Source organism: Flavobacterium sp. (assembly GCF_049240005.1).
GTDB lineage: Bacteria > Bacteroidota > Bacteroidia > Flavobacteriales > Flavobacteriaceae > Flavobacterium.
The window spans coordinates 1-15,715 of the sequence record NZ_JBMLTK010000013.1; the positions used below are offsets into that span (position 1 = coordinate 1).

The window sequence follows — 15,715 nt, forward strand, 5'->3', positions numbered from 1 at the left end:
AGCGGATTAAAACAAGCCGTTTAGTTCGGTATCCACTCGTGTAATGATTGTACCTAAATCTTCGGGATTGTTTACAAAATCGATATTATCTACATCGATGATGAGTAGTTTACCTTTGTCGTAGCCGTGAATCCATGCTTCGTAACGCTCGTTGAGTCGGCTGAGGTAATCGATCGAAATACTATTCTCGTACTCGCGTCCGCGTTTGTGAATTTGACCGACCAAATTTGGGATCGAACTGCGCAGATAAATGAGCAAGTCGGGCGCTTTTACGAGCGTTTCCATGAGTTCGAACAGCGAGCTATAGTTTTGAAAATCGCGGTTCGTCATAAGTCCCATGGCATGCAAATTGGGCGCAAAAATATGTGCATCTTCGTAAATGGTTCGGTCTTGAATGATTCGTTTACCACTCTGGCGAATTTGCAAGATTTGGCGAAAACGCGAGTTTAGAAAGTAAATTTGTAGATTAAACGACCAGCGTTCCATTTGGTGGTAGAAATCGTCGAGATACGGATTATCAACCACATCTTCGTAATGTGGTTCCCATTTAAATTGCTTGGCTAATAATCCGGTAAGTGTGGTTTTTCCGGCACCAATATTGCCGGCAACTGCTATGTGCATTAAGGTATATTTAGGTAATAAACTTTGATTTGACTTTCGGTAAAAATAGCTAAAAATTGACCTTTAACGGCAAAAGATTGGAAGTTGTTAATCGGTAATTCCAGGTTTTTTATCTGTTTATTTTTATAGTCGAGTGTGAAAATTTTTCCGTCGAAACTGTAAATTAGACCGTAATTTTCCAACAATTGCAGCTGCTCAAAGGCCGGAATGGCTAAGTCGGAGCTCATGTTTCCGAAGAAATTTAGTTTCCACAAGTAGTTTTCGGCATCGTTCCAGTACAGAAAATTTAAATCGGCCGCAAACCAAGTGGCGTTTAAGCGTAAATTTTGTGTAAGTGGTTGCAGTTTTCGGCTTTGGAGTTCGTAGCGGTAGATTTTCTGATCGGTTTCGTTGCAAATCCACAAATTGTTCTGCGCTGCCGTAAATACCGCCGAAGCCACGAGATTCGGAGCGAGTTGTTGAAACGATAAAGTTTCGATTTCGTTGAATAAGTTGTCGAGTATTATGGCTGCATTAAAATTCGGATAAAAGAGCAAAGGTTTCAGCGGATTTTGCAACTCGATGTTTTGCGGAGCACCCATACCTGTATTTTGGTAAACGTATTTGCGAATAGAATCGCGCTTGGTCACCACGCTTCCCATAAAGGTGTAAACAGAGCCGTATTTGTCGATAGCTGCCAGCTTTTCGCCGTATTCCAACGGAATATCTCGAAGCCATTTTACCGACTGTGCTTGCGCAGAAAGCCCAGAAACAAGTAGTAAAAGACTTACCATTAGTGTGGTACGCAGTATTTTTCTTAACATGTTGGGCTAACAGTTTAACATTTTTATGGTAACAATAATCAAAGTCATTCGTCATCTTTGCTTACAGCTAAAGTAACTAAAATGAAAAACCTGCTCACTTCCTTCTTTCTTATTTTAACAACTCTGGTTTTTGCCCAAAAAGATTTTCAGGGTTATGTGGTTTACGAATCAAAAACATCGGTTTCTGATTTTAAGATGGGTGGTAACCGAGAAATTACGCCGGAAATGCAGAAGATGATTGATGAGCGCATGAAAAAATTGTCTGAAAAGACATTCGATTTATACTTCGATTTAAACGCCAGTATTTACAAAGAGCAAGAAAAGCTCGAAACGCCAGGAACTCAAGGCGGTGGCTCTATGCGTATGATGGCCAGTTTTGCTGGTGGTGGCGGAACATTTTACAAGAATGTAAAAACCAAAAACTATGTGGTGGACAAAGAGATTTTCGGAAAAGAATTTTTAGTGAAAGACTCTTTGCCAAAATACGATTGGAAAATGACGGGTGAGTCCAAGAAAATTGGGAACTATACCTGTTTTAAGGCTACGGCTAAAGTAAAACCTAGCCAATCGGATTTCCGAAACATGCGTCGAAAAAAGCAAGAAGAAACTACCGACGAGAAAAAGAACGACCGACCAACGAATTTCATGGATCAAATGGAAATGCCTACCGAAATCGAAGTCGTTGCTTGGTACTCGCCAGATATTCCAGTAAGTCAGGGTCCGGAAATGTATTACGGGTTGCCTGGTTTGATTTTGGAAGTAGCTGCTGATAAAACAATCATTCTCGCCTCAAAAGTGGTGCTCAACGCTAAAGACAAAAAGGAAATCAAGGCACCTACAAACGGGAAAGAAATCAACCAAAAAGATTTCGACGAAACGGTTACCAAGAAAATGCAGGAAATGCGCGACATGTATCAGAACGGTCGCGGTAACCAAATGCGCATTCCGAGATAGCTTGCCGTTTAAGGTTTTATGTGTTAAATTTCGGTTTTACTGTAACAATCCGACAGTTGGATCCACCAATGTTTTAAGTAATTCATTAAAACTTATAGTAAAAGCTAATCTTTTTGATATGAGAAAAACACTACTACTTATTGCATGTACGTTTGGTTTAACCGCTGCTTGGGCTCAAGAATTTCAAGGAAAAGCCGAATATTTCTCGAAATTGATTATTAAGTCGGACATTACCGTAGGCGACGATTCGGTAAAAGAAAGTCTAGGTCCGGAGTTTGAGCAATCGATTAAGGATGCGCTAAAATCGGCAACAGAAAAACAATATACACTCACATTCAATAAAGTAGAGGCAGTTTACGAAGAGAATCAGCAACTCGAAAAACCTTCGGGTGCCTCAGCGGGTATGGGAATTTCGATAAGCATACCGGGTGGCGGAAAAAAGTACCTAAATCTGAAGAAAAAGGAAGTTTTAGAAGAGGAAGATATTTTTGGAAAAGAGTTTTTGATTTCCGAACCACTGGAACCACTTAATTGGAAACTCGGAACAGAAACCAAGAAAATTGGCGTGTACACTTGTATGAAAGCCGAGTTAATTATTCCCGTTACCGAACAAGAGCGCAAGGATTACGCCGACTTTTTAGAGCGTGAAAAGAAGAAACCGTCTGTATTTAAAATTCCAGAACCAAAAGATCGCGTTGTAGTTGCTTGGTACACACCTGAAATCCCAGTGAGCTTTGGCCCAAAAAATTATTGGGGATTACCAGGTTTAATTTTGGAGTTGCAAGAAGAAGAATTGGTGATCTTATGCCAAAAAGTAACCTTGAATTCCAAAGAAAATTTTAAAATCAAAGCGCCAAGTACAGGCGAGAAAGTTTCTCGTAAGAAGTTCGAAGAAATTCAGCGGAAGAAAATCGAAAGTATGCAAGATTCCGATGGAAATGTAATCTTCATGTCGGGAAACTAACGATTTAAATCATCAATCAATGCGTATATCCTTAATCATCATTTTTGTTTTTTCGACTCTTTTTTCTTTTTCGCAAACAGTTCGTATTGAAGGTGTTGTAACCGACTCGATCAAAAGTCCGATTGAATTGGCTAACGTCATGGCTGTTAACGTCGATTCCCAATCCATGGAATCCTATTCGATAACTAGCGATAAAGGCCGTTATTCACTAAACGTTAAAGCCAACAAAACGTATTTGCTGCGCATCAGTTTTTTGGGATACCGCCCGAAGGAACTAACTTTAGTGGTTGGAAACGAGAATGTTGTAAAAAATATTGTTTTAGATCCGGATAGTGTAGAGTTAGAAGGTGTAGAGATTGTAAATGAGATGCCGGTTTCTATAAAAGGCGATACGATTGTTTACAATGCCGATTCGTTTACTTCGGGTACCGAACGCAAACTTGAAGATGTTTTGAAAAAGTTGCCGGGCGTTCAAGTAAATGCCGACGGACAGATAGAAGTAGAGGGAAAAACCGTTCAGAAATTGATGGTAGAAGGAAAAGACTTTTTCGATGGCGATACGAAGTTGGGTGTTAAGAATATTCCTGCCGATGCGATTGATAAAGTGCAAGTACTCCGAAACTACAATGAGGTAGGCGCGTTGAAAGGTTTGGAAAACAACGAAGAAAACGTTGCAATGAACATCAAACTCAAAAAAGGAAAGAAGAATTTTTGGTTTGGGGATGTCACTGCCGCTGGCGGACCAGACAAACGCTACATTTTAAACCCAAAGCTGTTTTATTATTCGCCCAAGTACAGCATTAATGTGATTGCAAATACAAATAATGTAGGCGAATTACCACTAACTACACAGGATTACTTCAAGTTTACAGGCGGTTTTCGAAATATCATGGGAAAAGGAGGGAGTCGCTTTAATGTAAGTAGTAACGACTTAGGTTTACTCGGACTCCGAAACAATCGTGCGGCCGAGATTTTAACCAAATTTGGTGCAACGAACTTTTCGTACAGTCCGACGTCAAAGCTTACGTTAAGTGGTTTTGCTATCTTTTCACGATCCGACACACGGTTGGAAACCGACAGTCGCTTGCAAATTGTTCAAACCGGCGACCGACAGCTAACTGAAGAAAATGCCGATCAGAGCAATAAGCTGGGATTGTTTAAACTCAGCGCCAGCTACAAGCCTAATTCTAAATTGCAAATTGATTACGATGCGTTAGGTAAATTGTCTGATCAAAGTGAAGGAACGAGTTTGTTTCGCCAGATTTTAACATCGCAAGGCAACCGCGACGAGCAAATTTTCACCGATAAAACACAAAAACCAGCGTCATTGAACCAAAATTTTGCTGCCTATTACACCTTGTCTGACAACCATATTTTTGCAGCGGAAGTGCAGCACTTGTACCAGGATGAAGATCCGATGTATGCAGCCGATTTAGGAGAAAATCCGTTTCCAGACAATACAACAGGCAACGACGATTTTAATTTAGGAATCGTCAATCAGCCTTCAGGACGCTTCAATTTGTTTCAAAACCGATTTATAAAAACCAATAAGCTCGACGCGAAAATTGACTATTACTACGTATTAACACCGAAGAGCAACATCAATCTTACGTTGGCAAATACGTATTCCAATCAGCGATTAACGGGCGATTTATTCCAACAGCTCGACAACGGAACTTCCGAAGCGTTGAATCCGGTTACCGACAACGATGTGCGATACCGATTTATTGACAGTTACCTGGGCTTACACTACAAATTGCTTTTTGGCAAGTTTACTATTATGCCAGGCGTGAGTTATCATAGGTTTTCGCTAAGAAACGAGCAACAAGGAACGCTTTACACCCAAAATTTCGACCAACTATTGCCTGATTTTTATGCCTTATATCAGATTAAAAAGTCGGAAACCTTGACGTATAATTACGCATGGACCAATAGCTTCACCGATGTGAGTCAGCTGCCCGAAGGCTATATTCTTACGAACTACAACAGTTTATTTCGTGGATTGCGAAGCATACAGAACGCCACAGCACAGTCGCACTCGTTGCGCTATTTCCGATACAATATGTTTAATTTTGAAAACATCTTTGGATTTTTGAATTACACCCGAACCTTAGATGCTGTAAAGCGGAATGCGTTTTTCGATGGTGTGAATCAGTTTTCAACACCGTTTAATTCGCCGCGTATCGACGAAGCTTTAAATGGTAGCGGATCGTACGGTCGTTCTTTTGCACGATTCTACAAGGCTTCGCTAAACATTTCTATGAACTGGTCGAAGTTCAATAACTTACAGAATGCTACTTTTATCACAACCGAAAGTTTTACACAAAGCTATACCTTGCGCGCTTCAACCAATTTTAAAAACGCACCGAATATCGAGTTTGGTTACGGATATACACAAAATGACTATCAAAATCAGACCTTCCTTACCGATCGGCCGTTTGTAAATCTCGATTACTATTTTGCCGATGGATTTTCATTTGTTGCAGAATATGAGTTTTTCCACTACTACAGCCGAGATAAATCGGTAAATAACGAATATGATTTCCTCAGCGCAAGTTTGTCGTATTTCAAGAAAGGAAGTAATTGGGAGTTCAAAGTTTCGGGAACCAATTTATTGAATACGACTTCACTGAACGACGATAGTTTTTCCGAGTTTTCGTTCCGAACCAGCCAATATCGTGTACAACCTCGATTTTTGCTGTTTAGTGTGAAGTATAATTTATAATTGAGTCGTTTTACCACAAGCACGGACACGGACCATCTTTAGGAATGCGTCGGAAGAAAACGTACTTATAAAGACGCTCGTATTCTGCGAAAGCGGAAGTTTTTAAATCGGGTATGTTTAATCTTTTTCCTTGATAAACGAGAATCGCAGGCAATTTATTTTTGGGATAACGAGCGGCATATGTGCGGATGATAAACGACAGTTCTTGCTTAGGTAAAAGAAAACCCTCGAGTTCTTCGTTTTTCATTTGTTCGGGAAGAGCAACACATTCTACATAATTTTCTTCCCAAGTCGTCAATTTTGTGAATTTTGTATCGATGAAAAAATGATTTGATCTTGATTTTTCCGTAACAAGGTTCGAGAACATCGTCAGGTTTGCTGTATTTCCTAATCCTAAATACGGACGAATTGACCAAAGAGCTACTGCGATTGGGATTATTAGCAAGCCAATTTTTTGATTTCTTGAAAGCGGTAGCGCTGTTGTTTTAGTTCGATAGATGGCTACAAACAACAACAAGACGCCGAAATTGTAAATGATGCCATGAACTACAGTGTACACGGTCATTGGGTACTTAAATTGGTTTAACAGCGTTTCGATTAAGATGGCTGAAGCGACAAAAACGCTGTAGGTTCGAAACGATTTCTCTAAATGATCTGTTTGGGTTTTCGGCGAAAAGTCCAGCAAGGAACCGGCAATCAGAAAGACAGCGAGCGCACTAAAATCGGCGAAAACCCGAATACTCAAATAGGCATGAAAAAGGAGTAGGAGCCAGGCGGTTATTTTTCTGCTTGAGCGAAATAACAATCCGAATGGAATAATCATTTCGAGAACAAAAGTTGCGATGATGAGTGTTTTAATCACGCTAGTTCTCGCCAAACCTAAATAATTCACGGAACCATCGATGATTAGGTCATTAACACGTATGGCGCAGCTGCTGTTGAGGTCGAAGTATCCCGTATTTAGTTTATGAAAACCGGCAAACCAATAAACGCTAATCAAAGACACTCTAAAAATCCAGGGGATGATTTCTGGCGAAAGCGGACTTTTACGGCGTATAAATTTTAGTCCGAAAAGGATGATTATACAAATTCCGATAAAAAGCTCTAAAGACGAATGGTTTGGTAAGCGCGGAAAAAAAAGGGTATAATATAAGCTTGCAACACAGGTGGAAATCAGGGCAGGTAAATACCAACTCAAACGAAAAGCTTGGACTAATAGCAATAGAATGCTGGTGTATTTAAACCAAAGCATGAATTCTGATTTGCTGTGAAAATTCATGGCCACAGCTGCACTGAATAATCCCAAAGCAAAACAAATTTGCTTGTTGTTGAGCTCGAAGCGTGAATTCATAGTTGTTTAATCGGTTTGAAGCGAAGCTACAGAAAAATAAATCGGAAGCAAAATAGTCGCTTTTCAAATAAAAAAGCCTCCCGAAGGAGGCTTAGTTTTATAATCCGAAGGCTTGTTTGATATCGTTTACGCGATCTAGTTTTTCCCACGTAAAAAGATTAACGGTCTTTGTAAGTAATTTTCCGTCTGGGCCCAAGAACGTTTTTTCTTTGGTTTCCGGACGACGTCCCATGTGTCCGTAGGCTGCCGTTTCTTGGTAAATTGGGTTACGTAATTCCAAAGATGTTTCGATACCGTATGGTGTTAGGTCGAATAATTCTTGCACTTTCTCGGCGATTTGCGCATCGTTCAAAGATACAGTTGCCGTTCCGTATGTATTTACATAAACGGCCATAGGTCGGGCAACACCAATTGCGTAAGAAACTTGAACAAGTATTTCGCTAGCAACGCCTGCAGCAACTAAATTTTTTGCGATATGTCTTGTTGCGTAAGCTGCCGAGCGGTCTACTTTACTCGGGTCTTTTCCAGAGAAAGCACCTCCGCCGTGTGCTCCTTTTCCACCGTATGTATCAACGATGATTTTTCTTCCGGTAAGTCCGGTATCTCCGTGTGGTCCGCCAATTACGAACTTACCTGTCGGGTTTACGTGGTAGGTAATTTCGTTGTTGAATAGGTGTGCGTATTCAGGGTATTTATTCAGAATTCGCGGAACGAGAATGTTCTTAACGTCGGCCTCGATTTGTTTTTGCATAACGGTTTCTTCGGCATTGAAATCGTCGTGCTGTGTAGAAAGAACTATTGTATGAATACGCGACGGTTTGTTGTTGTCGTCGTATTCCAAAGTTACTTGCGATTTGGCGTCTGGGCGTAAGTATTTGATTTCGTTATTTTCGCGACGAAGCTCAGCTAATTCTTGAAGCAATTTGTGAGAAAGATCGAGAGCCAAAGGCATGTAATCGGCAGTTTCGTTGGTTGCATAACCAAACATCATACCTTGGTCGCCTGCACCTTGCTCTTTCGGGTCTTTGCGTTCAACACCTTGATTGATATCGGCGGATTGCTCATGCAGAGCTGATAAAATTCCGCAAGATTCCGCATCGAATTTGTACTCGCTTTTGGTGTATCCAATTTTTCGAATCACCTCGCGGGTAATTTTTTGTACATCAAGATAAATATCCGATTTTATTTCACCTGCTAAAACCACCTGACCTGTAGTAACTAGAGTTTCACAAGCTACCTTCGATTGTGGGTCTAGCGCCAGGAAATGGTCGATTAAAGCGTCGGAGATTTGGTCTGCGATTTTGTCTGGATGACCTTCGCTAACAGATTCGGATGTAAAGAAATATGCCATTTTACTTGTAAATTAAATGGAGGATGATTGCGGAAGCTAAAGTAGGGAGGTGAGGCACTGCTTTAGCATTTTTTTTACGAGGTTGCAATCAGATCAAATTTTTCCTCCGTGATTTTCGTGCGCAAAAGTATATTTTAACACCGATTTTTCCAACTTTTTTTAGCTAGAAATACTTTTTAATCGAAAAATATATACTTTTACCGTTGAATTTAATATTAAATAAGGATTATGAAAAAACTATTACTTTTTGTATCGGTTTGCTTGAGTAGTTTTGCAGGTTATTCTCAAGAGTCGTGCGATACTGCTATTGAGCTGACTGGAAGCGGAACAAGCGTTGTTGGTACTATTGTAGGAGAGTATCCAGCGACAGGCTGCTGGCAAACACCTGGTACAGCAGCAATGTGGTATAGCTTTACACCAGCGTCTAATGGACTAATTACGGTAACTTCGGATATCGCTGCTAACCCAGGTGGACCAAATGGGACAGACTCTCGTTTGAGTATCTTCTCTGGATCATGCGACGCTTTGACTTGTTTAGATGGAAGCGATGACGTTCAGGCGACAGCTCCTGAAAACTACCGCTCGACTGTATCTAACCTTGAAGTTATGGCGGGGAACACCTATTTTATTGTTTGGGATGATAGATGGAGTGACGCAGGATTTACTTTCGAGTTTACATTTACACCTGTTGAATGTTTTTCACCTACAGGATTTGCATTTTCAACGCTACCAACTACTACTGCAGCTGGTATTACTTGGGATGCTCCTACAGTAGGAACACCTGAAGGATATCAATTTGAATACGGAGTTCAAGGTTTTGTTCAAGGAAGTGGTACACTTTTAAATTTAGATACAAACACTGCTGATTTAACGAATTTGACTTCTGGTACCGTTTATTCGTTCTATGTTAGAACTTTTTGTGGTGGTACAGAATATAGCGCTTGGGTGGGTCCAATTGCATTCGCAACACAGTTTACACCTGCAATTATACCTTACACTATGAGCTTTGATCAGTCAACAAACTTAGATTTCATCGGTTGGACTAGTTCAATTACAGGTACTGCTTTTGATTGGAATATCCGCAATGACTTAGGCGCAGCTTTCGTTAATGATGGGACAAGCTCAATTGTTTCTATTAGCAGCACGACAGCACCAACTAATGAAAGACTATATTCACGTGGAATTTCATTAGCGGCAGGTCAGCAAGTTGCTTTGTCTTTTTACTATAGAAATGTAAGTGTTGCACCAAATACAAGCGTAGGTAGCTTTGTGGTTTCAGTTGGTACAGACGATACAGAAGAGGCTCAAACAACAGTGTTAACTGCTAACTTAGAGTTCACCAACGAAACTTTCGAACAAGCTTCTACTTCTTTCACTGCTCCGGCTGCTGGTATTTACTACTTCAGTTTCCTAAATGAATCTCAGCAAAATACTACTGGTGGTGCACATGCTATTATATTTGATACTATTTCATTCCAAGCTCCGCTTTCAGTAAATAATCCTGAGGGATCTAAATTGGCTGTATTCCCAAATCCAACAACGGATGTGTTGAACATTACAAACCTTAACGGTGGATTTGCTGGCGCAACTTTAACTGATTTGAACGGAAGAACCGTAAAAACAATTGCTGGAAAAACGGGTAACGACGTTCAAATTTCAATTGCTGATTTAGCAGCTGGAGTTTATATGTTAAATGTTACTTCAAACGAAGGAGCGGTTTCGACTTCTAAAGTTATCAAAAAGTAATTTCCACATCCTCATAATAAAAAGTCCGCTTTGGCGGACTTTTTTTTGCTTTATACCAAACTGTGTTGTTTCTTTGCAGCGTTCTTTAATATATCGACTGTTATCACGAAAGCTCGAGGGAATAGACCCAATGACAGCTTAGCAACCCTTTATCTTAAAGAAGGTGCTACATTCTAGTCTGAATTCAGACACAGATAACTTAAATCCATTTTCTGGGCTTTCGTAACAGTTTAAAATCAACAACAGTTATGAAAAGCATATCAGAACTACTTTCTGAAAAAATATTGATACTCGACGGCGCCATGGGAACCATGTTGCAAGCTTATCAATTTGATGAGTCCGATTTCCGTGGAGCGCGTTTTAAAAATCACAATACACTTCTTAAAGGAAATAACGACCTACTTACCCTTACGCAGCCCAAAGCTATTCGTGAAATACACAGTCAATATCTCGACGCAGGTGCTGATATTATCGAAACGAATACTTTTAACAGCAACAGTATTTCCATGGCCGATTACCACATGGAATCACTCGTTTATGAACTCAATTTCGAAGCCGCAAAACTTGCCAAAGAACTAACTAATACCTATTCCGAAGCAAATCCTGAAAAGCCGCGATTCGTGGCGGGTTCTATTGGTCCGACTAACCGTACGGCGAGTATGAGCCCTGATGTTAACCGACCCGGATTTAGAGCCGTTACCTTCGACGAACTGAAAGACGCTTACGCAGAACAAATTCAAGCATTGGTTAACGGTGGTGTAGATCTTTTCCTTGTAGAAACCATTTTCGATACGCTAAATGCAAAAGCTGCTCTGGTTGCTATAGCCGAATGCAACGAAAAGCGTACCGAGCCAATTCCCGTTATGGTGTCAGGAACAATAACCGATTTGTCGGGCCGATTGTTATCCGGGCAAACGCTCGAAGCTTTTGTTTACAGTATCGAACACCTACCGCTGCTTTCCATTGGATTAAATTGTGCCTTGGGTGCCGAGCAATTATTTCCGCACACACAATTGCTAAAACAAATTGCCAATTGCCATGTGTCGGTACATCCCAATGCCGGATTGCCCAACGCATTCGGCGCTTACGACCAGTCGGCCGAATTAATGGCAAATCATCTTACGCCTTTCTTCGAAGAAAATCTGTTAAACATCGTCGGCGGTTGTTGTGGAACTACTCCCACACATATAGCCGCCTTAGCACAACTTGCGCACAAATACCAACCTCGAAAAGTAACTAGCACCTATGCTCGATAATTCTATCAATTTTCCAGATTCGTTGCCATTAAAGCTCAGTGGTTTAGAGCCGTTTGTGATTTCTGATACTACCAATTTCGTTAATATCGGAGAGCGTACCAACGTAGCTGGTTCCAAAAAGTTTTTAAATCTGATAAAAAACGGTGATTATACTGAAGCTGTTGAAATTGCACGTAAACAAGTACTCGAAGGAGCGCAGATATTAGATATCAATATGGACGAGGCTTTGCTCGATGGGGTAGAAGCAATGGTTACGTTTATCAACCTAATTGCCTCCGAACCCGATATTGCACGTGTTCCGATAATGGTCGACAGTTCCGACTGGGATGTTCTTGAAGCCGGATTAAAATGCTTGCAGGGAAAAGGAATCGTCAATTCGATATCTTTAAAAGAAGGCGCAGAAAAGTTTATCGAGCAAGCTAAAATCATCAGAAAGTACGGAGCCGCGGTTTTAGTTATGGCTTTTGATGAAAAAGGTCAGGCCGATACGTTCGAACGCCGCATCGAAATTTGCAGTCGGTCGTACCAGATTTTGACCGAAATCGTTCGTTTTCCGCCGCAAGACATCATATTCGATCCTAACATTTTCCCAGTCGCAACAGGAATGGAAGAGCATCGGAGCAATGCAACTGATTTCTTCAAAGCCACACTTTGGATTCGCCAGAATCTGCCACACGCCAAAGTTAGCGGAGGAGTAAGTAACGTTTCTTTTTCGTTTCGCGGAAACAATACCGTTCGTGAAGCCATGCATGCAGTTTTTCTCTTTCACGCCATCAAACACGGTTTAACGATGGGAATTGTGAATCCGGAAATGCTGGTAATTTACGAAGATATCGAAGCCGAACTCAAGGAAGCTGTGGAAGATGTTATCTTGAACAGACGTGCCGATGCGACCGAACGCTTACTCGATATTGCTCCCAATTATGCTGCGTCTAAAAAGCAAGAAACCAAAACGGCCGATTGGAGAAATTCAGACCTTCAAAGTCGGATTACGTACAGCTTGGTGCACGGTGTCGATGCATTTATCGAAGAAGATACCGAAGAAGCCCGCAAATTAGCCGAATTACCTTTACAAGTCATCGAAAATCAGTTGATGAATGGCATGGGTGAGGTAGGTGAACTCTTTGGAGCTGGAAAAATGTTTCTTCCACAAGTTGTTAAATCGGCTCGTGTTATGAAGAAGGCGGTTGCTTATTTGTTGCCCTACATCGAAGCATCTAAAAGCGGAAAAAGCTCTAGTGCAGGAAAAATTGTCATGGCAACGGTTAAAGGGGATGTACACGATATTGGGAAGAACATTGTGGGCGTTGTACTGGCATGCAATAATTTTGAGATTGTAGATTTAGGTGTGATGGTGCCCACGCACCAAATTATCGATACAGCAATCGCTCAAAATGCCGACGCCATTGGCTTAAGCGGATTAATTACGCCTTCGCTGGAAGAAATGGTGCAAGTTGCAAAAGAACTTCAACGACGCAAACTTAAAATCCCTTTGATTATTGGTGGGGCAACAACTTCGCGCGTTCACACAGCCGTTAAAATTGATCCGGAGTACGACGGTTTAGTGATTCATGTGAACGATGCATCGAAAGCCGTACACGTTTGTGCTCAAAGTATCGGAAAAGAAGCGGAAACGTATCAAAACGAGATCAAATTGGAGTACAAACAGTTGCGCGAAGGCTATTTAAACAGACAATCGGAAAAGAAGCTACTTTCTTTAGAAGCTGCGCGTAAAAATGCCCTGCAGCTGAATTTTACGAACGAAACCATTAGTAAGCCCAAGTTTTTAGGGACTAAACAAGTTGATTTTAACATAGAAACTTTACTCGATTTTATTGATTGGACACCTTTTTTCCGATCGTGGCAGTTGTTCGGAAAGTTTCCAGAAATTCTAGAAGATCCTATTGTTGGTAAAGAAGCGACAGCCTTATTTAGCGATGCACAAGCAACGTTAAATCGATTGATTGAGGAAAATCAAATTTCAGGTAAAGGTATTTTTGGATTGTTTGAAGCCAACCGAATTGACGATGATATTGAAATTACCACAACGGATAAACAGAAGTTTAAGTTGCTCACTTTGCGTCAACAATCTCAAAAAACAGCCACAGCACCCAATTTGGCCTTGTCCGATTTTATTGCACCAAAATCAGCAAACATTACCGACTACATGGGCTTATTTGCAGTGTGTACCGGTTACGATGTAGAAGAAAAAGCAGCAGCATTGCGTGCCTCGAATAACGACTACGAAGCGATTATGCTACAAGCTTTAGCCGATCGTTTGGCTGAAGCCGCTGCCGAGTATTTACATCAACTGGTTCGAAAGGAATATTGGGGATATGTGGAAACAGAAGCATTAAATAACGACGATTTAATAGCAGAACGATACGTAGGTATACGACCTGCTCCCGGTTATCCCGCTTGTCCGGATCATCTTGAAAAGCAAACCATTTGGGAAGTTCTAAATGTGGAACATGCTATTGGTGTGTCTTTAACTGAAAGCATGGCCATGTTTCCAACGGCTGCCGTTTCTGGCTATTATTTCGCACATCCTAACAGCCGTTATTTTGGTTTGGGAAAAATTGGAAAAGACCAACTGGCAGATTATGCCAACCGAAGAAATATCAGTATCAATGAAGCCGAAAAATGGCTTGCTCCCATCTTAACATCATTATGAAAATAACTGAGCACATACAAAACGCACAAGAAACTTTATTCTCATTCGAGATTTTACCACCGCTTAAAGGCGAAAACATCGATTCGATTTTTCAGAGTATCGAACCTTTGATGGAATTTAAACCGCCGTTTATCGACGTAACGTACCATCGGGAAGAAGTGGCCTATACCGAATTACCCGGCGGCTTGTTGAAGAAGCGTATCGTAAAAAAGCGACCCGGAACCGTGGGTATTTGTGCGGCAATTCAGAATAAATACGGTGTCGATGCTGTTCCGCACATTCTTTGTGGCGGATTTTCGAAGGAAGATACCGAGAACTTTTTGATTGATATCGATTTCTTGGGAATTGAAAATGTAGTTGCCTTACGCGGCGATGCCGTGAAGAACGAAATTTACTTCAGACCAGAACCCGATGGGCACAAGTATGCTTCGGAATTGGTAACTCAGATTGTGGCACTAAACAACGGTATTTATCTCGACGAAGAATTAGAGAACAAAAGCAAAACCAACTTTTGTATTGGTGTCGCTGGCTATCCAGAAAAACACATGGAAGCACCGAATTTGGATACTGATATTGCATTTTTAAAGCAGAAAATCGATGCAGGTGCGCATTATGTAGTCACACAAATGTTTTTTGATAACCAGAAGTTTTTTGCTTTTGTGGAAAAATGTCGCGCCGCAGGAATTACGGTTCCGATTATTCCCGGATTGAAACCGTTAACGTCATTAAAACAGTTAAGCATGATTCCGCAGCGTTTTCGTGTTGATTTGCCCGACGAGCTCATTTCGGAACTGTACAAAACAAAATCGGCCGATGCAGCCAAACAAGCCGGAATCGAATGGTGTATCAGCCAAAGCTTAGAACTCAAAAAAGCAGGAGTGGAAGTCTTGCACTACTATTCGATGGGTAAATCCGAATCGATCTCAAAGATTGCCAAGGCGGTGTTTTAGGGAGATTGCGAGATTTAAAGATTTCGAGATTTCGAGATTTCGAAATTTAAAGATTTAAAGATTGATTGGTTTCGAGAATGTATAATTTTTTGTATTTCGGGGTGCCGGCAGTCGTTCCATAGCGCTTCGCAGATATCTATTATAGCTGCCGTCGCGCTATCCGCTATATCTTTTTGGCATCACAATGGTGGAAAATCATAACGCCAAAAAGTATGTCGCTTCTATCGCTCACCCGGCAATCGTAGCAATAATGCGGAAAGATTATAAGATTGAAAGATTAAAAGATTAAAAGATTAAAAGATTAAAAGATTAAAAGATTA

The 15,715-nt window shown here is 40.9% G+C and carries 11 protein-coding genes and 1 riboswitch; of the genes, 7 read left to right on the top strand and 4 right to left on the bottom strand.

Features of this window, described 5'->3' with window-relative positions; translation table 11 throughout:
* Positions 1 to 6: 6 nt before the first annotated feature.
* Positions 7 to 621: a deoxynucleoside kinase gene (locus tag ACOVQQ_RS01095; RefSeq protein ID WP_094485518.1), complete on the bottom strand. Its 615-nt coding sequence runs from the start codon at positions 619 to 621 to the stop codon at positions 7 to 9.
* Positions 621 to 1,424: a hypothetical protein gene (locus ACOVQQ_RS01100; RefSeq protein WP_421816562.1), complete on the bottom strand. Its 804-nt coding sequence runs from the start codon at positions 1,422 to 1,424 to the stop codon at positions 621 to 623. The genes ACOVQQ_RS01095 and ACOVQQ_RS01100 overlap by 1 nt, the downstream gene beginning before the upstream one ends.
* 81 nt (positions 1,425 to 1,505) lie before the next feature.
* Here ACOVQQ_RS01100 and ACOVQQ_RS01105 point away from each other — a divergent pair, with 81 nt between their 5' ends.
* The 3 genes from ACOVQQ_RS01105 (at position 1,506) to ACOVQQ_RS01115 (ending at position 6,067) form a co-directional block, all read left to right on the top strand.
* A complete protein-coding gene (locus ACOVQQ_RS01105; RefSeq protein WP_421816563.1) occupies positions 1,506 to 2,378 on the top strand; it encodes a GLPGLI family protein in 873 nt (290 codons plus the stop codon).
* Between the two features lie 118 nt (positions 2,379 to 2,496).
* On the top strand, positions 2,497 to 3,342 hold the full coding sequence (locus tag ACOVQQ_RS01110; RefSeq protein WP_421816564.1) for a GLPGLI family protein: 846 nt from the start codon (positions 2,497 to 2,499) through the stop codon (positions 3,340 to 3,342).
* 19 nt (positions 3,343 to 3,361) lie between these two features.
* Entirely contained in the window at positions 3,362 to 6,067 is a 2,706-nt protein-coding gene (locus ACOVQQ_RS01115; protein WP_421816565.1) for a carboxypeptidase regulatory-like domain-containing protein, read from the top strand.
* Positions 6,068 to 6,077: 10 nt separating this feature from the next.
* On the opposite strand, the gene ACOVQQ_RS01120 is transcribed toward ACOVQQ_RS01115, so the two are convergent.
* Both ACOVQQ_RS01120 and metK read right to left on the bottom strand, forming a co-directional pair.
* Complete coding sequence (locus tag ACOVQQ_RS01120) at positions 6,078 to 7,418, bottom strand: hypothetical protein (RefSeq protein WP_421816566.1); 1,341 nt, start codon at positions 7,416 to 7,418, stop codon at positions 6,078 to 6,080.
* Between the two features lie 97 nt (positions 7,419 to 7,515).
* Positions 7,516 to 8,769: a methionine adenosyltransferase gene (metK, locus tag ACOVQQ_RS01125; protein WP_421816567.1), complete on the bottom strand. Its 1,254-nt coding sequence runs from the start codon at positions 8,767 to 8,769 to the stop codon at positions 7,516 to 7,518.
* A gap of 228 nt (positions 8,770 to 8,997) precedes the next feature.
* On the opposite strand from metK, the gene ACOVQQ_RS01130 reads away from it, so the two are divergent.
* From ACOVQQ_RS01130 to metF, 4 genes are all read left to right on the top strand, one after another.
* Positions 8,998 to 10,515, top strand: a complete 1,518-nt coding sequence (locus ACOVQQ_RS01130) for a T9SS type A sorting domain-containing protein (protein WP_421816568.1) — start codon at positions 8,998 to 9,000, stop codon at positions 10,513 to 10,515.
* Between the two features lie 97 nt (positions 10,516 to 10,612).
* A riboswitch (SAM riboswitch) is annotated at positions 10,613 to 10,716 on the top strand.
* A gap of 47 nt (positions 10,717 to 10,763) precedes the next feature.
* Positions 10,764 to 11,771: a homocysteine S-methyltransferase family protein gene (locus ACOVQQ_RS01135; RefSeq protein WP_421816569.1), complete on the top strand. Its 1,008-nt coding sequence runs from the start codon at positions 10,764 to 10,766 to the stop codon at positions 11,769 to 11,771.
* Entirely contained in the window at positions 11,761 to 14,445 is a 2,685-nt protein-coding gene (metH, locus tag ACOVQQ_RS01140; RefSeq protein WP_421816570.1) for a methionine synthase, read from the top strand. Before ACOVQQ_RS01135 ends, metH begins: the two co-directional genes overlap by 11 nt.
* Positions 14,442 to 15,395, top strand: a complete 954-nt coding sequence (metF, locus tag ACOVQQ_RS01145) for a methylenetetrahydrofolate reductase [NAD(P)H] (protein ID WP_421816571.1) — start codon at positions 14,442 to 14,444, stop codon at positions 15,393 to 15,395. Before metH ends, metF begins: the two co-directional genes overlap by 4 nt.
* The last annotated feature ends 320 nt before the right edge of the window (positions 15,396 to 15,715 follow it).